Annotated in this window: 18 protein-coding genes; 4 read left to right on the top strand and 14 right to left on the bottom strand. The window is 50.3% G+C overall.

The window, feature by feature from the left end; all coding sequences use genetic code 11:
* From VMT62_16605 to rpsL, 4 genes are all read right to left on the bottom strand, one after another.
* Positions 1–128, bottom strand: a 128-nt coding sequence (locus VMT62_16605) for a GTP-binding protein (GenBank protein ID HVN98052.1), incomplete at its 3' end; no start/stop codon positions are given.
* Positions 121–2,211, bottom strand: coding sequence for an elongation factor G (gene fusA / locus VMT62_16600; protein ID HVN98051.1), 2,091 nt, complete (start codon positions 2,209–2,211; stop codon positions 121–123). The genes fusA and VMT62_16605, both read right to left, overlap by 8 nt.
* A 9-nt stretch (positions 2,212–2,220) precedes the next feature.
* On the bottom strand, positions 2,221–2,691 hold the full coding sequence (gene rpsG / locus VMT62_16595; GenBank protein HVN98050.1) for a 30S ribosomal protein S7: 471 nt from the start codon (positions 2,689–2,691) through the stop codon (positions 2,221–2,223).
* Positions 2,692–2,716: 25 nt separating this feature from the next.
* Positions 2,717–3,091 (bottom strand): 30S ribosomal protein S12, encoded by a 375-nt coding sequence (gene rpsL, locus VMT62_16590; GenBank protein ID HVN98049.1) that lies wholly within the window; start codon positions 3,089–3,091, stop codon positions 2,717–2,719.
* 529 nt (positions 3,092–3,620) lie between these two features.
* Here rpsL and VMT62_16585 point away from each other — a divergent pair.
* Positions 3,621–4,064, top strand: coding sequence for a universal stress protein (locus VMT62_16585; protein HVN98048.1), 444 nt, complete (start codon positions 3,621–3,623; stop codon positions 4,062–4,064).
* 94 nt (positions 4,065–4,158) lie between these two features.
* Here VMT62_16585 and acs read toward each other — a convergent pair whose 3' ends face one another.
* Entirely contained in the window at positions 4,159–6,156 is a 1,998-nt protein-coding gene (gene acs, locus VMT62_16580) for an acetate--CoA ligase (protein HVN98047.1), read from the bottom strand.
* Positions 6,157–6,374: 218 nt separating this feature from the next.
* On the opposite strand from acs, the gene murI reads away from it, so the two are divergent.
* Both murI and VMT62_16570 read left to right on the top strand, forming a co-directional pair.
* On the top strand, positions 6,375–7,199 hold the full coding sequence (gene murI / locus VMT62_16575; GenBank protein HVN98046.1) for a glutamate racemase: 825 nt from the start codon (positions 6,375–6,377) through the stop codon (positions 7,197–7,199).
* Entirely contained in the window at positions 7,196–9,163 is a 1,968-nt protein-coding gene (locus VMT62_16570) for a hypothetical protein (protein ID HVN98045.1), read from the top strand. Before murI ends, VMT62_16570 begins: the two co-directional genes overlap by 4 nt.
* 121 nt (positions 9,164–9,284) lie before the next feature.
* Here the strand turns inward: VMT62_16570 and VMT62_16565 are convergent, their stop codons facing one another.
* From VMT62_16565 to VMT62_16525, 9 genes are all read right to left on the bottom strand, one after another.
* Positions 9,285–9,707 carry a hypothetical protein gene (locus tag VMT62_16565; protein HVN98044.1) on the bottom strand — a complete coding sequence of 141 codons (423 nt, stop codon included), beginning with the start codon at positions 9,705–9,707 and terminating at the stop codon, positions 9,285–9,287.
* A 182-nt stretch (positions 9,708–9,889) separates the two neighbouring features.
* Positions 9,890–11,362 (bottom strand): sigma-54 dependent transcriptional regulator, encoded by a 1,473-nt coding sequence (locus VMT62_16560; protein HVN98043.1) that lies wholly within the window; start codon positions 11,360–11,362, stop codon positions 9,890–9,892.
* On the bottom strand, positions 11,352–12,887 hold the full coding sequence (locus tag VMT62_16555) for an ATP-binding protein (protein ID HVN98042.1): 1,536 nt from the start codon (positions 12,885–12,887) through the stop codon (positions 11,352–11,354). Before VMT62_16555 ends, VMT62_16560 begins: the two co-directional genes overlap by 11 nt.
* Before the next feature lie 2 nt (positions 12,888–12,889).
* Positions 12,890–14,257 (bottom strand): glutamate--tRNA ligase, encoded by a 1,368-nt coding sequence (gltX, locus tag VMT62_16550; protein HVN98041.1) that lies wholly within the window; start codon positions 14,255–14,257, stop codon positions 12,890–12,892.
* A gap of 71 nt (positions 14,258–14,328) precedes the next feature.
* Complete coding sequence (gene ispF, locus VMT62_16545) at positions 14,329–14,802, bottom strand: 2-C-methyl-D-erythritol 2,4-cyclodiphosphate synthase (GenBank protein HVN98040.1); 474 nt, start codon at positions 14,800–14,802, stop codon at positions 14,329–14,331.
* Entirely contained in the window at positions 14,799–15,497 is a 699-nt protein-coding gene (gene ispD / locus VMT62_16540; protein HVN98039.1) for a 2-C-methyl-D-erythritol 4-phosphate cytidylyltransferase, read from the bottom strand. Before ispD ends, ispF begins: the two co-directional genes overlap by 4 nt.
* 4 nt (positions 15,498–15,501) lie before the next feature.
* Positions 15,502–16,548: a TRAM domain-containing protein gene (locus VMT62_16535; GenBank protein HVN98038.1), complete on the bottom strand. Its 1,047-nt coding sequence runs from the start codon at positions 16,546–16,548 to the stop codon at positions 15,502–15,504.
* Between the two features lie 3 nt (positions 16,549–16,551).
* Positions 16,552–17,094, bottom strand: a complete 543-nt coding sequence (locus tag VMT62_16530; protein HVN98037.1) for a CarD family transcriptional regulator — start codon at positions 17,092–17,094, stop codon at positions 16,552–16,554.
* A 283-nt stretch (positions 17,095–17,377) separates the two neighbouring features.
* Complete coding sequence (locus tag VMT62_16525; GenBank protein ID HVN98036.1) at positions 17,378–17,983, bottom strand: ankyrin repeat domain-containing protein; 606 nt, start codon at positions 17,981–17,983, stop codon at positions 17,378–17,380.
* A gap of 167 nt (positions 17,984–18,150) precedes the next feature.
* On the opposite strand from VMT62_16525, the gene gltX (VMT62_16520) reads away from it, so the two are divergent.
* Positions 18,151–19,548 (top strand): glutamate--tRNA ligase, encoded by a 1,398-nt coding sequence (gene gltX, locus VMT62_16520; GenBank protein ID HVN98035.1) that lies wholly within the window; start codon positions 18,151–18,153, stop codon positions 19,546–19,548.
* Positions 19,549–19,556 lie beyond the last annotated feature (8 nt).

The following is a 19,556-nucleotide window of genomic DNA, read 5'->3' as shown; positions in this document are numbered from 1 at the left end:
TTTGCCCAGCCCTTGTTGGCGAGGCACTTGGTAATGGCTGACGTGAGGGTCGTCTTCCCGTGATCTATGTGACCGATGGTTCCTATGTTCACATGGGGTTTGGTCCTTTCGTACTTTTTCTTAGCCATATAGAACCTCCGTTGCTGATTTTTCTCTATTTCTCATCAAATTTTCATAGATATGCGAGGGTACGGGGTTGTAATGGAAGAATTCCATGCTGAAGTAACCCCTGCCCTGGGTCATGGAGCGAAGCTGTGTGGTATAGCCGAACATCTCATCAAGAGGGATGTAGGCGAGGATATACTTGAATCCGTTCCTGTCTCCTAATTCGGCAACCCTACCTCTCCGTGACGTTATATCGCCGATAGTCGTTCCCATGGCCTCAAGCGGCACGTTGATGTCGACCTTCATGATCGGTTCGAGAATCACGGGGTGGGCCTTGGCGATGGCATCTTTGAGGCCGATCGAGGCGGCAAGCTTAAATGCAAGTTCGGACGAGTCGACGTCATGGTACGATCCATCGACAAGTTCTACTTTGAGATTAATGAGCGGATATCCGAGGACCACGCCTTTTTCCATGGTTTCCTTGATACCGGTTTCGATGCTTGCGATATACTCTCTCGGTATGACGCCACCGACGGTATTATTCTCAAACAGAAAATCTGCTCCCTCATGAGGCGATATCTTGAGCACGACGTGCCCGTACTGGCCGCGTCCGCCCGACTGCTTTATGTACTTGCCGATACCGGTTGCGGGTTTGGTGATGGTTTCGCGGTAGGCTACCTGCGGGGCCGAGGCGACCATTTCAAGGTTGTGCTCTCTTTTCGCCCGGCTCATGATGATCTCCAGGTGAAGTTCGCCCATGCCGGAAAGGATTACCTCGCCGGTTTCGCTATCAAGCTTCACATTGAGGGAGGGGTCTTCCACGGTATATTTGTTGAAGACAAGCCACATCTTCTTGAGGTCGTCCTTTTTCTTGGGCGTCATCGCGCAAGAGACCACAGGTGTCGGCACCTCGATGGTCTCGAAAAATATATTGAAGTCCGGGTCTGTCAGGGTGTCGCCTGTAGCAGCGCCCTTGAGGCCGACGATAGCACAGATATCGCCCGCTCCTACCTTTTTGACTTCTTCCCTTTTATTCGCGTGAAGTCTTATGATCCTGCCAATACGCTCGGTTTTTGATTTCGCATTATTATAAACCACGTCACCGGCTTTTAGTTCGCCGGAATAGATCCTCATGTAGCTTAACTGTCCCACGAACGGGTCGGTCATGATTTTGAACACCAGTCCGCTGAACGGCTCGCTCATGATCCCCTGCAACGTTTTCTCCTCACCGTCTTCGGTCCAGCACTGATATGGCGATACGTCATCGGGGGAGGGCAGGTAGTCTACGATAGCATCAAGCAGAGGCTGTATGCCTTTGTTCTTGAAGGCGCTTCCGCAGAGTACAGGGAGTATCTTTCCCTGAAGCGTGCCTTTTCTCACGATCTTTCTCACATGGCTTTCCTCTATCTCCTCGCCATCGAGATAGCGCGACATGAACTCATCATCGATTTCTGACAACGATTCCATGAGCGACTCTTGTGCTTTCGCCAGCTCGCCCGCAAGATGCTCGGGTACCTCCACGGTCTTGTAAGAGATGCCGAGTCTGTCTTCGTTGTAATAGATGGCCTTGCCGGTTATCACGTCGACAACTCCGATGAACTCGTCCCCATCCTTGATGGGAATCTGGAGGGCCAGCGGATTAGCGTTCAGTATCTCCCGTAACATGGCGAGGCATTTCTGAAAATCGGCGCCGGGTCTGTCCATCTTGTTCACATAGCCAATCCTCGGAACGCCGTATCTGTCCGCCTGTCTCCAGACGGTCTCAGACTGTGCCTCCACGCCTTCAACGCCGGAGAAAAGCGCAACCGCTCCGTCGAGCACTCTGAGCGATCTTCCGACCTCGATAGTGAAATCTATGTGCCCCGGGGTGTCTATGATATTGATTCGGTGATTTTTCCAGAAGCAGGTTGTTGCGGCTGCGGTGATGGTGATGCCTCGTTCCTGCTCTTCTTCCATCCAGTCCATTGTTGCGGCACCGTCATCAACCTCGCCGATGCGGTTATTGACGCCGGTGTAAAAGAGGATCCGCTCTGTTGCAGTGGTCTTACCTGCATCAATGTGCGCCATGATCCCCACATTTCTTACCAAACTATTCAAATTGTCCATGAGCAACTACTACCACCTGTAATGGGCAAAAGCCTTGTTGGCTTCGGCCATTTTGTGCGTATCCTCCCTTTTCTTTACTGCATTCCCTTTGTTATTAAAAGCATCAATGATCTCAGAAGCAAGCTTTTCCAACATGGTTTTTTCGGCCCTCTCTCGGGCATACCGAATAAGCCAGCGGACCCCGAGAGACAGCTTTCTGTTCAGTCTCACCTCAACCGGCACCTGGTATGTGGCTCCACCGACCCGGCGCGCCTTCACTTCTATCTCAGGCTTGATATTATCCATAGCCTTATGGAATATCTTAAGGGGCTCATCCTTGAGTTTACTTTCAATGTAGTCGAAGGCCCCATAGACGATACGGGTGGCGGTACTCTTCTTGCCATCCAGCATCACGCAGTTGATCAGTCTCTGTACCAGAAGGTCGTTGTACTTCGGGTCAGGTGTTTTTTCTCTTTTTGATACATGTCCTTTTCTCGGCATGCTTTACTCCTGATATTGTTGGTTCCTATTGTTTCGGTTTTTTCGCGCCGTATTTCGATCTGCTCTTCTTTCTGTTTGCAACGCCGCTTGCGTCAAGCGAGCCCCTGATGATGTGGTATCTAACGCCCGGAAGGTCTTTAACCCTGCCCCCCCTGATAAGAACCACGGAGTGTTCCTGCAGGTTATGACCGATCCCGGGGATATAAGTTGTCACCTCGATCCCGTTCGTCAACCTTACACGGGCAACCTTCCTCAAAGCGGAATTCGGTTTCTTCGGGGTCGTGGTATAGACCCTTACACAGACTCCCCGTTTCTGAGGACAATTCGTCAAAGCCGGAGAGGCGCTCTTCTTTTTGACGGCTTCTCTCCCGAGCCTGACTAACTGATTGATAGTAGGCATTAATACCTCCAAAGAAAATGATCCCTCATCGCTTTTAAGGGATGTCTGGTACACGCAAAAAAGCAGAGCTATATTAAACAATTATCCCTTCTATGTCAAGACTTTTTTAACAGTTTTTAATGGGGGGTAGCAAACCAAATACAGCCACTTTGGGATGCCTCACGGTCATGGTCCTGTCTAAATTTGGAGAAATATTTTATTTCCCAATATAATCAATATGTTTTAAACCTGTCCGGGGCCATAATTCACCCGCGAAACGTGAAGCCGGCATCTCACGACCCTTGCCTTCTGGTTGTTTCCTTGATAAATGCGATCATTTCTTCAAAGCGCTTGTGTCCAATCATACGTGGAGCTATGGGCGGCATATGAACCTCCCCCCTCTTTTTGTATCTGTTGAACGGTAATGAGCGCCCCCCGATCTGTGAAGCTCGCCTGCCACGACGAGCCCAAGACGGCTAACCCCTTGCATAACCTAAATGCAGCCTTACAATCTAGAAAGATACACAATTATGACGATTAAGGAGGCCACATGTTCGCACCGAAGAAGATCCTCGTACCCACCGACTTTTCAAAGTTTTCCGATGAGGCGCTGGAAAAGGCCCTCGACATAGCGAGGCAATACCAGTCCGCCGTCCATCTCCTGCACGTCATTGTCGTCACAAAGCAATGCGCCGATTACTATTGCCTTGATGACGCCACCATGCAGATGATCCAGAAGAAAACAATGGAAGCCTCCAGGGACCTTATGGAAAAGCAGGTTCGCAGAGTCGTCAAATCAAAAGACATCGGTATTACGTCGAATATTGTGCTTGGAGTCCCCAATGAGGAGATTCTAAAAGAGCAGAAGGAGACCAGAGCCGATCTTATTGTGATTGCCTCCCGGGGAATGAGCGGCCCCCCGGAGCATATTCTTATGGGTGCCATCGCTGAAAAGGTCTTGAGAGGGGCACGATGCCCGGTTCTGCTCGTTTAAACGTGCAGGGCTAAGCATCAGTCTCGATAGTAAGAGGCCCTCGGAGACGTTTTAGGACTCCGAGGGCCTCTTTGATTCCTGTTAAGCTAATCTCTTACTGTCTGCCTTTTACGATCTCGTCAACCACGGACGGATCGGCAAGCGTCGTGATATCGCCCAACTGATCAATCTCACCTGATGCAACCTTCCTTAAGATCCTCCTCATGATCTTGCCCGAACGTGTCGTGGGCAGCCCTGGCACAAACTGGATCTTACCGGGAGAGGCGATAGGGCCGATCTCTTTCCTCACGTGGGCCACAAGCTCTTTTTTCAGGGCATCGGTCCCTGCCACGCCCGTCTTAAGAATAACGTATGCATAGAGGTCTTCGCCTTTTACCTCATGCGGGAAGCCGACCACGGCCGACTCTGCCACCGCCGTGGTGTAAGAGTTGAGTGCGGCTTCAACCTCTGCGGTTCCCATGCGGTGACCGGATACGTTGACCACGTCGTCGATACGACCCATGAGTCTGAAATAGCCGTCTTCGTTCCGGATGGCTCCGTCGCCAGAGAAGTAGAAGCCGGGCTGCTGCACGAAATAGGTATTGAAGAATCTTTCAGGTTCCCCGAAGACCCCTCTCATCATACCCGGCCAGGAACGACCTATGCAGAGCTCGCCTTGCTCATTCACTGGCGCATCCACGGCCGGCATATCAGCCGACGCTCTCGACTGGAGGGCGCGTGCGTCAACTCCAAAGAACGGAAGTGTCGCATACCCGGGAATGGTCGGCCATGCGCCCGGAAGCGGAGTGATGAGGATACCGCCGGTCTCAGTCTGCCACCAGGTATCGCAAATGGGGCACTTCTCTGCGCCTACGTATTTATGGTACCAGAGCCATGCCTCGGGGTTGATGGGCTCACCCACGGAGCCGAGAAGCCTCAATGAAGAGAGGTCTCTGCCCTGCGGCCATTTCTCTCCCTCTTTCATGAGCGCCCTGATCGCGGTCGGCGCTGTGTAGAAGGTTGTGACCTTGAATTTTTCTACGATCTGCCAGAATCGGTCCGGGTTGGGGAACGTGGGCACGGATTCGAATACGATTGATGTAGCGCCGTTGGACATAGGTCCGTAAACGATATAAGAATGACCGGTTACCCATCCGATGTCAGCGGTGCAGAAGAAGATATCCTTGTCTTTGTAGTCAAAAATGTATTTGAACGTTGCGTACACGTAGGTCATATATCCGCCGGTCGTGTGGAGCACGCCTTTGGGTTTGCCCGTGGAGCCCGACGTATAGAGGATGAACAACGGGTCTTCCGCATCCATCATTTCGGCAGGGCAGTTGTCACTGATATCGGCCGCCGCCAGTTCTTCTTCGAACCATACGTCTCTTCCAGCCTTCATGGGAACATCAAACTTGTCGAGTCTCTTGACCACGACAACCTTGTCCACGGTGTGGCCTTCTTTTGCACACAGGTCACATGCTGTATCGGCATTGGCCTTGGAGCTCACGTTCTTTCCGGAACGCCAGTAACCGTTTGCCGTGATGAGCACCTTGGCGCCTGCATCGAGGATTCTATCACGGAGCGCTTCGGCCGAGAAACCGCCGAAAACGATCGTGTGTATGGCGCCGATACGTGCGCAGGCGAGCATGGCCACGGGAAGCTGCCAGATCATGGGAAGATAAATGGCAATCCTGTCGCCTTTGCGTACGCCCTTTTTCTTGAGCACGTTCGCGAACTTTGATACCAGAGTCAGCATTTCTTTGTAGGTAAGTTTCTTGACATCATCCTCGGGCTCACCCTGGAAAAGAATAGCCACCTTGTCGCCTTTTCCTTTCTTAATCTGAGCATCAAGGCAGTTGTAAGAGATATTGGTCTTGCCGCCGATGAACCATTCGATTTCGCCTTTGGCGAAGTTCTCCCTGTTCACCTTGAGCCAGGGCTTAAACCATTCGAGCTCTTTAGCCAGGTTGCCCCAGAACACCTCCGGGTCTTGCACGGACTGTTTCCACATTTTTTCGTATTCTTCGCGGCTCTTTACGTACGCCTGGTCGACGAATGCTTTTGACGGTGGGAACTTCTTGCTCTCTTCCGCCACGGGTTTTGTATCTGCCATACTGAACCTCCTGATTTATTATTTTGATTTGCTGCTCGTTATCCGCTTGCTTTAATCCGTTTAGACGGATAATTTTAAACGCGTATTGGAAGGTTGTCAACAATTTTTTGTTAATATTTTCACAATATAAGGGGTTTAATGATGGCATGCAATCGCACTCCTGTGGCCGCTTCGGTTATAAGCTTGACATTTCGAGCGGTCTTCCATAATCTTTTGCCATGCAAAAGCTGTCTATCGGGATGTTCGATTCAGGCGTAGGCGGTCTCACTGTTCTGCGGGAAGTAAAAAGACTTCTCCCGTCGGAACGGATCATCTATTTCGGGGACACGGCCCGTGTGCCCTACGGAAACAGGTCGGCTCAGGCGGTAACCAAGTACGCCCTTGAATGTGCCCTCTTTCTCCTCACCAAAGGTATAAAACTCCTCGTGATTGCCTGCAATACGTCTTCTGCCCTGTCTTTGCGTATCCTGCAGAAACGATTCCCCATCCCGGTCATTGGTGTCATCGATCCCTGCGCACGGGAGGTCGTACAGTCGACGCGTAACAAAAGAGTGGGTGTTATCGGCACGAAGGCGACTATCAAGAGCGGCGCCTACGTCAGATCCATTCAGAAAATCGATCCTCGTATCCGGGTATTATCAAAGGCATGCCCGCTTTTCGTGCCCATCGCCGAAGAGGGCATGGAAAACGATGAGGTGGCCTACCTCGTGGCCGAAAAGTATTTGAGGGATTTGAGGCGATCACATATCGACACCCTTGTCATGGGTTGTACCCACTACCCGATCCTGGAAAAAGTCATAAAGAAGGTCATGGGACCTCAAGTGTCCATGGTAAACGCAGGTAGAGAAACGGCAAAGGAAGTGAAGAGCATCCTGGAAACCAAAAAGATGCTCAACGGCAAAGGCAGAGGGGGGTGTGAATACTACGTTACCGATGCGCCCGAATCGTTTCGAGAAATCGGCAGCCGGATCCTCAAAGAACCTTTGACGAGCGTAAGATCGCTTAAGAACCTCGACTACAAAGATTATCTTCTTTCTTCATGATTGTAGATGTAGCGCTTCCGATCCCTGCCGCCAAGACGTTCTCTTACACGGTGCCTGACAGATGGAAACCGTTTGTAGAGCCATTTATGCGCCTCAAGGTGCCTTTCCACAACAGGATTCACACCGGGGTCGTGATCACGGTCGGCCAGGGGGATGACCCCGGGCTCAAGGAAATCCTCGAAATCATCGATTTTTTTCCGCTTGTAGACGAGACACTGGCCGCGCTTTGCAACTGGTCATCTCGCTACTACGTAACCCCCATCGGTCTCGTTCTTAAGTACGCCCTGCCCCCGACGTTGAATGTTGAACCGCATGTCATGCTTCGCGCACATGATCATGAAACCCTTCACTTGAACGGCTTGACTCTCACGAAGGCCGTGAAACTCTGCGGCCGGGAGGCGCTGTTTCGGTTAAGACAGAGGGGTTCGATCAGCTTGCATGACGTTTTTACCGGAGAATCTTTTTTGCCCGTAAGTGGGACAAGTACAGATGACCATACCCAACAAAACAGACTGTTTATCGGTGACGTCCGAAGCCGCCTCAACCATTACCTGGAGTCCATTTCTTCGGCAATAGACAATCAATCCAATGTCCTCATGCTCTTACCCGATCACTATGCGGCGGGGACTTATTTCAAAAGGGCACTTACTGAACGATTCGGCGATAGGGTGCTCTGGTACGGTTCGGGGACAACAGCCAGATCGAGAATGGAGACCTTTCATCGGGCCAGGACGCAAGGCGGGCGTGTTGTGCTCGGCAATAAGAGTTGCGTCTTTCTACCCATGCGCGGGCAATCGCTTGTCATTATCGAAAGAGAGGAAGAGGATGAATATAGAAACGAGCAGGGGTTTAAATTCAATGCAGGGACCCTCGCCCTGAAACGGGCCGCTCTTGGCCGGATTCCCGTGATCGTGGGGAGCGCCTCACCCTCGTTGGACACGTATCGTTATGCCGAATATAATGGTTTCCAGATGGTAAAAAACAAGTGGCTCCTCGATCCAGGGAGTCAGGAAAAGATTACCGTTGCCGGCCTCACATCATCTGCCGCGTTCCTCGAGGAGCTCGTGCCTGTCATTAAAGCGGGGCTCATCGAGAATCAGAGGATCGCCGTGTTCACACCGAGGAAGGATTACGGGTCCTCTCTTATGTGCCACGACTGCAAGAAACCATTATTGTGCCCCGATTGCCAGGGCGTTCTCGGCTATGAAAAAGAAGCTGGGCGGCTAACCTGTTCGCTTTGTGGCAAAAGTTTCTCCTATGAGGAAGAGTGTTCGCATTGCGGGGGTACAATTATCCGGTTCCTACGGGTTGGCGCCGAATATGTTGCGGAGAAGCTTACAGACTATTTTCCTGATGCGGCCATACTGAAGATCACCGGTGACTCCCTAAAACGGGAAATGCGAAGATTAAAAAAGTCCCCCGCCCAATCTCCTCTTATCCTTGTCGGCACCCAGTCGCTTTCCAAACTGTACGAATTCCACGTCCAGCAACTCGTTCTCCTGGGGTGGGAAGACCTGCGAAAAATGGGCGGATATCGTTCCGATGAGAAGATGGTTCAGACCCTCATCAATCTCCTCGATGCGCTCACACCCGAAAAGATCCTCTTCTTCATGGAGCGAAAGCATAGAATGGACATGGACCTTTTTATGGACATGGAAGGGCTATACCGTCAAGCGCTCGGGAAAAGACAGGAGGCCGATTTTCCGCCGTACCGGCGGGCCTTCCTCGTGGAGATCGACAAAAAGGGCAAGGATAGAGGGGACAAGACCATCAAGAGAATAAGAGATATACTGCACGAGGAGGGGCTTTTTGAGAATTCGGAATCAATGCCTGTGCTTGAAAAAAGCATGGCGCAGAAATGGAGACTGGTCTTAAGAGGGGAGTTGGAGCCGCTTTCGAGGGCTCTTCTTAAGGTCTATGGCCTGCCCCATGTCCAGATAGAAGCAGACCCCCCGCACATATAAGCTTGAGCGGATTCGTGCCTAACCCCACAGGCTCACAACAAGATATTATCGGTGATTGTACTGGGGATAAAATAAAGAAAGGAGATGTTTCCATCTCCTTTCTTTATCGATCACAGCGGAACTACTTCTTCGCGGGTGCTGCCGGAGCCGCAGGAGTTGCGGCCGGTTTGTCTGCCGGTTTCTCGTCTTTCTTCGGAGCCTCTTTCTTTGCTGCCTTTGCGGCCTTAACGGCCTTCACGGATGTCGCCTGCATCTTGCCGTCTTTTTCAGAGTAGACCACGGATACCTTGTCGCCAGCCTTGAAATCGGGCATTTTCTTGATCTTGGAGACGTCAAAGGTCATTGTCCCCTTGTCGTTCTTTGCATCAAGCGTCTTGGCCGTTGCATCGGTGCTCACAAATTCACCCTTAAAGGTCTGAGTTTTTGCCTTTGCTGCTTTCGGTTTCTCGGTTGCCGCTGCCGGTTTGTCGGTCTGTGCGAACACGGTGGTCACGAAAGCAACACCCATAAGAACTGCGAGAGCGATCACAAGAATCTTCTTCATAATTGTTCACCTCCTCTTTTTTTATTTTAACTGCCTTCATGTTCAGTCTAAGAAGCAACAAGCGTGCCATGTCCGTAACATATTGAAATTAGGTAAGAATGTAAAAAAGAGGTGTACCTTGAACCGGCGAATTGTCGGATAAATCCGATGAATGCACGGCTTTTCAGTCGGAAATTTCCGTCTTAAGAAGCCTTGTTCAATTTATTCGAGGAAACTGTTCTTGAAAGGTTCACTTTTTCTTTGAAATCATACAGGCCAAGTTCTTTGAGCTTGGCGATCCCCACGAAGAAGGTGTCCCTGCTCACCCCAAGCTTCACGATAATCTCTCTGGGTTCGGTCAGCTCCTGAAAATCTTGGGCAAAGGGATCGAGCTTTGTCAGATAGAGATACAACCTGTACTCGGCAGCGGTGAGCTTCGCATCGATAAGATGATCGATGGTAGACCGAAGCCTGGTCAGGGATGGATCAAGCGAGCTAACCTGTCTCACCTCCGCGGGCACATTCGAAATATCGATCACATCCCCATCGCACATGATGTAGGCGCGCTCCAGGACCGACTCGAGCTGCCTCACGTTTCCCTGCCAGGAATATTTCATGAAGGCCTGTAAAACGTCGCCGCTTACGCTCTTTGCCACGCCGTGGGTCTTTTCAAGCCTCTTAAGGAAATGCTCCACGAGGAGCGGAATGTCGGTCACGCGCTCTCGGAGCGGAGGGATAGTAAAGGCGATGACGTTGAGCCGGTAGTAGAGGTCTTCGCGAAATCTCTTCTCAATGATCTCCTGCTCGAGCTTCTTGTTCGTTGCGGCAATGATCCTCACGTCGAGCTTGATCGTTTCTTTGCCGCCGACCCGTCTTATTTCTTTTTCCTGAAGCGCTCTCAAGAGCTTGGCCTGGGTACCAAGCGAAAGATCACCGATCTCATCAAGAAACAGGGTGCTGCCGTTCGCCTGTTCGAAAAGCCCGATATACCGGGACAGCGCCCCGGTAAACGCCCCTTTCTCGTATCCAAATAGTTCGCTCTCGAGCAGCGTCTCCGGTATGGCGGCACAATTTATGGCAAAAAACGGCTTGTTCCTCCGGGGACTGAGATAATGGATGCTTTTCGCAAAAAGTTCTTTCCCTGTTCCGCTTTCTCCATAGATGAGAACCGTCGAGTTAGTCGGTGCAACCCTCTGCACGATTTTATAGAGTTCTTCCATGGAACCGTGGACTCCCACGATATTGTCCAGGTGGAACCTGTCCTGGAGTTCTTCTTTGAGCATTATGTTGTCTTTTAGGAGGTTTACCTGGTTGAGTGCGTTCTGGACTACGAGCAATAGCTGCTCTTTTCCCAGGGGTTTTTCCAGGTAGTAAAAAGCGCCCAGTTTTGTCGCTTCGATAGCCGAGGGGATAGAACCGAAGGCGGTCATGATGATGACGTGACATATCTTTCCTAATGCCATGACTTCCTTGAGAACCTCCGTACCATCTATATCGGGCAGTTTCAAATCGGTAAGCACGAGATCGAAGGCGCCGGTCTTTAGCATGTCCACCGCCTTTTTTCCGCAATCGGCCCCTTCCACGTAATAGCCTTCCCTGGCCAGTATGGTCCTGATAATATCACGTTGATTCTTGTCGTCCTCGACGACGAGAATCGTGCCCCTGTCATGCTTCATAGGGTATCCTCATGGTCATGGTTGTTCCCCTGCCCACATGGCTCGCTATGGTTATCGATCCCCCCTGTTCCTCGACAAAGCGTTTTGTTATAGCAAGGCCGATTCCGATGCCGAATTTTTTCGTCGAGTAGTAAGGCTCGAAAATCTTTTGGATCTCATCGGGCCCTATACCCTCTCCCGTATCGGTAACGGAAACATATGAAGAGGTGTTTTCGCGTCCGCACTCGATACGCACTTCGCCCTCATCGCGAATAGATTGCACAGCATTGACAATAAGGTTGATGAGGCATATACGTGTGTATTCCCGGTCACAGAACATGCTGTCTTCGCCTTCACGGCATGCTGTAGCGATTTTGATAGTGTCTGGTATTTTGTGCCTTACAAGCGAGAGCGCTTCGTTGACGAGCGACTGGGACGATATTCGTTCCCGGTTGAGCGTTATGGGCTTGCCGAGAAAAAGGAAATTATGGATGAGTTCGTTAACTCTCTGGATTTCTTTCAAAAGATTGTCGAGAAGTGCCAAGAGGTCTTCTCTGTTCTCGATGGGCGCGCCGCCTATAGACTCCTTGATATGGCCTATGGAAAGTGACAGAAAATTCAGCGGGTTACGAATTTCGTGGGCAATACCGGACGACAACTGGCCGATCATGGAAAGCTGCTCGGTCTTTTTCAATTTTTCCTCTAATTCCATACGTTCGACGAGCTTGTCCACCATTTCATTGAAGCTCGTGATGAGTACCCCTATCTCGTCTCCGCGCTCTTTCTCCCGAATTTTGACGAGCTCTCCCTCGGCGATCTTTTTGCTTGCATTGGCGATTTTCTTGATAGGGTCGGTGTACTTCTCGGCGATGATCAGGCAGATGATGATTCCTATGCTGAAGGCAAAGACCATGCTGAGTATGCGCTTGATATGTCCCTGTCGGCGGAGCAGCTGGTAGTCATCAAGCGCCATGTTGATGTGGATGTAGCCGATATTCTGTCCCTTGATCGACACGGGCATGATTACGTTGTAGAGCTTCTGTGTATCGGTAAGGTGATCATCCCCGAGACGGGCTGTGATCATGAGACCCTTTTTTCTTCCCGTCTTTTTTTCGCCGATCGTCTCCTTGGTGCCTACCTTTTGCGGATTGGAACTTGCGATGACCTCGGACGTATCGTTCAGTATGGAAATCTCCTTGATGCCCTTCTTGTTCAGCATGTTAACGTAACTTTTCAATCTTTCTGTGCTGTCTCCCCGGTAGGTCAGCTCCTCAACGCTGATTTGAATCGCCTTGGTTATATCATCGATATTGTCTGTCACCTTGTCGATGAGCTGTTCTTCGCTTCGCGAGTATAGGACCGTAAGGGAGCTAATAGACATGAGGAGAAGAAAAACGAGGATGAGAAGCATCTGGGTCTTGAGCGACAGGCTCCGGAAGACCCTCTTGAGGGCCAAAAAAATCGCCTGTCTTTTGTTTGCCCGGTGGTATTCCGTGGACGAATCCGGCGCATTCTGCGCGCCAGTCTCAGCTGCCTTTTGTTCCATGTTTATCTCCTGCCCCCGGTACTGAGATACCTGTTTATTCTCTCCGTAATCAAGTCTCGCGGGATAAGTTCAAATATCTCCTTGAGCGGGGGGCCGCTCTTCCGGCCGGTAAGCACCGTTCTGAGAACCATATAGAGATCCTTCTTTTTAAGTTGCGATTCCTCAGTCAGGGCGCTCACCACGTTTTCCAAAGAGAGGGCAAGCGGCCCGGTAAAAAAACCGCTGAGCTTCGTAACGAAACCATCGGGAAGCTTAAGCTCGGCAAGATAAGCCTGTGCTTCCTCGTTCATGTGGGGCTTTTCAAAGATATCGAGATAATCTCTCATCTCGTTGAGCGTCGCTGCATTTTCTCTTAAAATCGCTATACGCTCCCTGTACTCAACCGGCAAATCGAGCTCTTTAAGGAGAGTTTCGAGCGGGATCTTCTTCATATACTCTTTATTAAACCAGTAAAGCTTTTCCATATCAAAAAAGGAGTCTGTCCTGGAAAGCGAAGCCAACGAAAACGATTCGGCAAGCTCGTTCATATCCATAATTTCCTTGGTTACGCTTCTTCCAACAGTGCCGAGATAATTTCGGAGCGCCTCGGCCAATATTCCCATCTCGCGAAAGTCTCGCACTCTTGTCGCCCCATATCGTTTGCTAAGCGGTTTTCTATCTTCTCCTACGAGCAAAGAAAGATGCGCATAGTGAGGTGGTGTTGCGCCGAGGGCTTGAAAAAGCATGATCTGCTTCGGAGTATTGGAAAGATGGTCCGCTCCCCGTATGACGTGGGTAATATTCATAAGCATGTCGTCTATGGTAACAGCAAAGTTATACGAAGGCGTTTCTCCCTGTTTCATAAGAATGAAATCATCAACGTGCTCCAAAGGGAAAGCAACTTCTCCGCGATAGCCTTCGTCAACAAAACGAATTATCCTACGCTGTGATCTAAATCTTATCACGTACGGCTTGCCGCTACTTTCCAGATCAAAAATCTCCCCATCCGAAAGTTTGCTGCATGTTCCATCGTAACGCGGCGGCTGGCCATTCTTAAGAGACGCTTCCCGCATTCTTTCAAGGGTCTCCTCGGAGCAGAAACACTTGTACGCGGCGCCCTTATCCAGGAGTTGCCTGGCGTACGATCGATATATGTCGAATCTTTCTGTCTGCCGGAGGGGGCCCTCATCATAGGCAATGCCGAGCCATCCCAGATCATCGAGGATCGAGGCCTCGTATGAAGTATCTGACCTTTCCAGATCGGTATCTTCAATCCGCAGGACGAATTTCCCCTGATTTCTCCTGGCGAAGAGATAGTTCAGAAGCGCAACCTTTGCGTTCCCTATATGGAGATGGCCCGTGGGGCTTGGAGCAAACCGTACCTTAACCATTTAACGATTAAACCTCGTGTGTCGCAAGGAGTGTTCCATGCCTTTATTTTGCCTTCCCGTCATGCTTGTCTTTATATTCTTTCGAGGAGCGCCACAGCCTGTACTTCAATACCTTCTTTTCTTCCGGAAAACCCGAGGCCTTCGGTGGTCTTTCCCTTCACACTTATCGATTCGACGTCTACTTCAAGGATACTCGCCAATCGTGCCCTAATTGAATCTCGATAAGGCGAAATCTTCGGTTCTTCTGCAACAACAACTGCGTCTACATTAACAATCCTGTATCCCCTCTTCTGTGCAAGCTCTTTGACGTAGGAGAGTATCCTCACGCTTTCTATGCCCTTTATAGATTCATCGTTATCCGGGAAGTAAACGCCGATGTCACCTTCAGAGAGCGCCCCGAGCACGGCATCGCAGATTGCATGGATCAGAACATCCCCGTCTGAATGGCCGAGCAAACCTTTGGGGAAGGGAACCTCGATCCCGCCGAGAAAGAGTCTGCGCCCGGGGACAAGGCGGTGAACATCAAAACCTATCCCGATTTTCATAGATTGCCTTTGAGCTGTGAAAGAATACCACGGGCAATGATGAGGTCCGCGGGCGTGGTTATTTTGATATTGTAGGGAGAACCCTCGATGACCTTCACCTTCTTGCCCAGGTGTTCAATAAACGTGGCATCGTCATATCCATAAAGCTTTTTCGCCATGCCGTCCCGATATGCCTTGACGATGAGTTCGTACTTAAACGTCTGCGGCGTCTGAACATGCCAGAGAGAATCCCTGTCGAGGGTTTTTGAGACAAAGCCTTCTTTTGAGACAATCTTTACGGTGTCCTGCACGGGCAAAGCAGGAATAACCGCATCGAACATCTCCATCAAAAAGATACCCTTTTCGATAAACGCGGGCGAAATGAATGGTCGCGCCCCATCGTGGATCAGCACGATATCGCACGGCTTTTCGATGGCCTCGATGCCGTTCCTCACGGAATCCTGCCTTAGCCTTCCCCCTATGACGAGCTTCAAAACCTTATTGAAGCGGTATTGTTCCAAAATTTCTTCCTGAATCAGGGGAAGGTCCTTCTGATTAACTACGAGATAGACACCATCTATGGATCGGCAATCCTCAAATATCTGCAGGGTGTGAACTATAATGGGTTTGTTATCGAGGAGCAAGAACTGCTTATTCGTAGCGGCGCCCATCCTCTTACCCGCGCCGCCGGCGAGTATGATCGCAAGTGTTCTCATTATGTTATCTTACCCGTTCTTCCAGCTGATATTCATCGGGAAAGTAGGATTCTTGTTCTGCCTGTCCTTTGAGTTTTGCGAAGATCATTCTCCCCGACGTGGTCTGCAATACGCTTGTCACGACGATATCAACAGACTTACCGAGAAGCTTACGCGCATCATCAACAACAACCATGGTCCCGTCGTCAAGATATCCGATGCCCTGGCCCGGTTCCTTGCCCTCCTTGAGGATTTTTATGTTCATCTGCTCGCCGGGGAGCATGGGGGGACGCAGAGAGGTAGCGAGCTGGTTCATGTTGAGCACCTCGATGCCCTGAAGCTCCGCCACCTTATTCAGATTATAGTCGTTTGTCAGAATCTTGCCGGACATCTTTTTCGCCAGGGCGATGAGCTTTGTGTCCACGTCTTTGAGCTTCGGAAAATCATAGTCAACGATCTTCACTTTTACGAAGGTCTGTTTCTGCAATCGGTGGAGCACGTCGAGGCCTCTCCTGCCTCTTGTCCTTTTTACCGGATCCTGATGATCGGCAATGTGCTGGATCTCATAGAGCACAAACTGTGGGATGATGAAAGTACCTTCCACAAACCCGGTTTCACAGATATCGGCGATTCTCCCGTCAATGATCGTACTTGTATCGAGAACCTTGGCGTCTTCGCTGCCTTCCATCCGATCAAAGAGAGGTACCTTTGAAAGATCAAGGGTCTTGCTCTTTTCCATGCCGATCTTAAAGCCCAAATACCCCATGACGAAATAAAACAGAACATAAATCGGCACGGTAATAGGTATATCCTTCATGAGCGCGAGGAGTAAGTTGGAGATAAAAAGGTTTGCCACAAACAAACTAATGGTGATGCCTACGAGGCTGCCGACGATGATCTTCAGAGCTATATCTTTGAGTTTTTCCTCTGCTTTGATGATCAGATAGCCAAGAATGAGTCCGCAGACGGCCCCGAGGAGTGCCCAGACCGTGGTATAAAATATTTCTTTTAGTATGAAATAACCGCTCAGCGTGGTGACGAGTACAAGGACTATCTGAAAGATTATATTCAAAGACTATCCTTTATGGTTATTGTTGTTCCCCTTATCCTTGTGACTACTGTGGTTATTATTGTTCAGAAAGATCTTCTCTATCTCCTCTTCAACCTTCATCTCTTCTTTCTTCAGGGCGATAGAGAGTTCCTTTGTGATGAGCCCCCGCGCTATTTCAAACATCTTCTTTTCGCCGAAAGAGAGCTCCTTCCAATGGCGTAAGTTGTAGAGCTCCTTCAGGACTGTGGCTACTTCATAGATTGAGCCGCTCTTTATCCTCTCCATGTATTCTTTGTATCGTCTGTTCCATGGCGAATTATCGTGGGTAACGTTCTTGTTATCCTTAAGGATATCGTATATCTTTGTGACCTCGCATGACCCGATCACGCAACGCAGGCCCGCGTTTTTCGCACCGTCGATGGGAATCATGATCGTCATGTCCGTGTCGAGAATACGTATGATGTAGAAAGATTGCTTGGTACCGGAAAACTCTTTCTCTTCTATGGATTCAATTTTTCCAACGCCGTGGCCCGGATATACTGCGATTTCTCCAATGCGAAACATCATACCTCCAATCGAAGCCTGCCATTGCCCGGCAGACCGACCCATATAGTAGCACATATAGCATGTAAATTCAATAAGTAATTGTTTTCATGCCGTTATCCGGCGAAGAGTGTAAATCGGGCATCTTTGTGCCCTTATCGCTTTTCCATACAGGACGCAGCACCCATTTTGTGCGCTTTTGACGGGTCAAGGCAGTCACCCGGAAAACTGTAGTCGGGAACTCGATTGGAAGATAGCCGCCATAGCCGTTAAGGATTTTATGGCGTAAGATCGGGAATAAACCCGTTCAGGACACTTTCTTGTATGAATCTGCGATCTTGAATTTTATCTCGTTCGCAACCCGGGAAAGACCCCTCTCCATGGCAATATCAAAGGCGGTTTTGTTCTCTTTGTTGGCAATTTTTACGTGCGCCCCACGTGCCAAGAAAAAGTTAATCATTCCCGCACATTTCTTGGCTATAGCACACATGAGCGCCGTATTGCCCGCGCCGTCGCTCGCATTGATATCGGCGCCCGAATCTATAAGCATTCGCGCGATCTCCATATTTCCCTGTTTTGAGGCGAAGGTGAGCGGCGTATCGCCGACCGAATCCCTCACGTTGATGTCAGCGCCCCTTGAGACAAGAAGCCTTACCACACCCGCCTGATTATTCTGACAGGCGCACATGAGCGGCGTCACGCTCTCCGCGTTCTTGGCATTTACGTCCGCCCCGCTGTCGATGAGCAACCTGGCCGTATCGGCGAAGCCATGCATGCAGGCGTAAACGAGAGGTGTGTTGCCCTTCGCGTCTGACCCATTCACGTCGGCGCCCTTGCCAATATACTGCATGGCCTGTTCAAGGTCGCCCATTTCGCTGATCTTAAATAATCCTTCTGTAAGCCGGTCTCCCACGGCTTTTCCTCGATATTACCATTATAGCCGGAGATTGGAAAAGTACAACCGGTTTTTTATGAAGGCCGCACGCTTTTCAAGGCTCTCGAGTCGCACGCACAAAAACCATTTGATGAACAACTCATTTTCCATTATAATCAACTACAATATTTTCGGAGGGAATCCCGATGGTCAAAACGAGATTCGCACCGAGCCCTACAGGTAATCTTCATATCGGTGGGGCGCGGACAGCGCTCTTTAATTACCTGTACGCCAAACATCTCAAAGGCGTGCTGGTTCTCAGGATCGAAGATACCGACATCGAGCGTTCGAAACAAGAATACGTCGACGATATTCTTGAGGGCTTGAGTTGGCTCGGTATCACCTGGGACGAAGGTCCTCTTTTCCAAAAAGAGAGGATGGATATCTATAGAGAATACGCTTTTAAGCTTCTTCAATCGGGCCACGCCTATAAGTGTTATTGCAGCGCGGAAGTATTGGAAGAAAAAAGAAAAGTTGCCTTGAGCCAGGGTAAGAAGCCGACCTACGACAGGACATGCAGGGACCTTCACCGTGATGAGATGAGCAGCGACAAGCCTTTTGTCATCCGTTTCAAGAGTCCGCTCACAGGAGAAATCGGCTTCAACGACCTCGTAAGAGGAAAGATCACCTTCAAATGCGAAGAACTCGACGATCTTATCATATTGAGGACCGACAACACGCCGACGTATAATTTCACTGTTGTTATCGACGACGCACTCATGGAAATCACCCACATTATCAGGGGAGATGACCACATTAATAACACGCCCCGCCAGATTGCCATATATGAGGCGCTCGCCTTACCGGTTCCGCAGTTCGCCCATGTGCCCCTCATTCACGGCAAGGACAAGGCGCGGCTCAGTAAACGGCACGGGGCCACGTCACTCCTCGAGTACAAGAAAGACGGTTATCTTCCCGAGGCGCTTATGAATTATCTTGCGCGACTTGGATGGGCCTCTGGCGACGAGGAGATTTTTTCGCGGCAAGATCTCATAGAAAAATTCGACCTTGCCCATGTAGGCAAATCACCGGCGATATTCGACATGGACAAGCTTTCATGGCTCAACGGACACTATCTCAAGACCCTGCCCGAGTCCCTCATAGCCGATAGGCTTCTGCCTTTCATCGAGGCCCTGGGCGTAACCGTAGAAAGGAAAGAGACGCTCGTACCGATCGTCATCAATTTGCGGGACAGGGCGAAAACGCTCAAAGAGATGGCGCAGATGGCAGAATTCTTCTTTCGCGATGATTTCCCGTATGACGAGGCCGCCCGTGAGAAGTTCATGACATCGGCTACAAAACCCATTCTCGAGGACTTTTACCGGGGATTCGAGGGCCTCCCATCGCTTGACGAAGATAAACAGAAACAGCTCCTCGAAGGTCTCGCCCATAAGTACAACGTGAAACTTGTCGGCGTTATCCAGCCTATCAGGGTTGCACTTTCCGGCAGGACCGCGAGCCCGGGAATCTTCGAGGTCATCGGTATTCTTGGCAGGCAGAGCGTGGAAAAAAGGATCCGGCGGGCGTTGACGTCAATCCCGTGACGGTTCTT

It is taken from the genome of Syntrophorhabdaceae bacterium (genome assembly GCA_035541755.1).
Taxonomy (GTDB): domain Bacteria; phylum Desulfobacterota; class Syntrophorhabdia; order Syntrophorhabdales; family Syntrophorhabdaceae; genus PNOF01.
Note: the sequence above shows the minus strand (reverse complement) of the source record. Positions and strands in the feature narration are given on the sequence as shown.

Coding starts and splice junctions, on each gene's coding strand:
- VMT62_16555 (HVN98042.1), bottom strand. CDS start 12,887: ATGGAACAAAAGGCAGCTGAGACTGGCGCGCAGAATGCGCCGGATTCG.
- VMT62_16530 (HVN98037.1), bottom strand. CDS start 17,094: ATGATGTTTCGCATTGGAGAAATCGCAGTATATCCGGGCCACGGCGTT.
- gltX (HVN98035.1), top strand. CDS start 18,151: ATGGTCAAAACGAGATTCGCACCGAGCCCTACAGGTAATCTTCATATC.
- VMT62_16570 (HVN98045.1), top strand. CDS start 7,196: ATGATTGTAGATGTAGCGCTTCCGATCCCTGCCGCCAAGACGTTCTCT.
- VMT62_16585 (HVN98048.1), top strand. CDS start 3,621: ATGTTCGCACCGAAGAAGATCCTCGTACCCACCGACTTTTCAAAGTTT.
- fusA (HVN98051.1), bottom strand. CDS start 2,211: ATGGACAATTTGAATAGTTTGGTAAGAAATGTGGGGATCATGGCGCAC.
- acs (HVN98047.1), bottom strand. CDS start 6,156: ATGGCAGATACAAAACCCGTGGCGGAAGAGAGCAAGAAGTTCCCACCG.
- VMT62_16565 (HVN98044.1), bottom strand. CDS start 9,707: ATGAAGAAGATTCTTGTGATCGCTCTCGCAGTTCTTATGGGTGTTGCT.
- VMT62_16560 (HVN98043.1), bottom strand. CDS start 11,362: ATGAAGCATGACAGGGGCACGATTCTCGTCGTCGAGGACGACAAGAAT.
- ispF (HVN98040.1), bottom strand. CDS start 14,802: ATGAAAATCGGGATAGGTTTTGATGTTCACCGCCTTGTCCCCGGGCGC.
- murI (HVN98046.1), top strand. CDS start 6,375: ATGCAAAAGCTGTCTATCGGGATGTTCGATTCAGGCGTAGGCGGTCTC.
- ispD (HVN98039.1), bottom strand. CDS start 15,497: ATGAGAACACTTGCGATCATACTCGCCGGCGGCGCGGGTAAGAGGATG.
- rpsG (HVN98050.1), bottom strand. CDS start 2,691: ATGCCGAGAAAAGGACATGTATCAAAAAGAGAAAAAACACCTGACCCG.
- gltX (HVN98041.1), bottom strand. CDS start 14,257: ATGGTTAAGGTACGGTTTGCTCCAAGCCCCACGGGCCATCTCCATATA.
- rpsL (HVN98049.1), bottom strand. CDS start 3,091: ATGCCTACTATCAATCAGTTAGTCAGGCTCGGGAGAGAAGCCGTCAAA.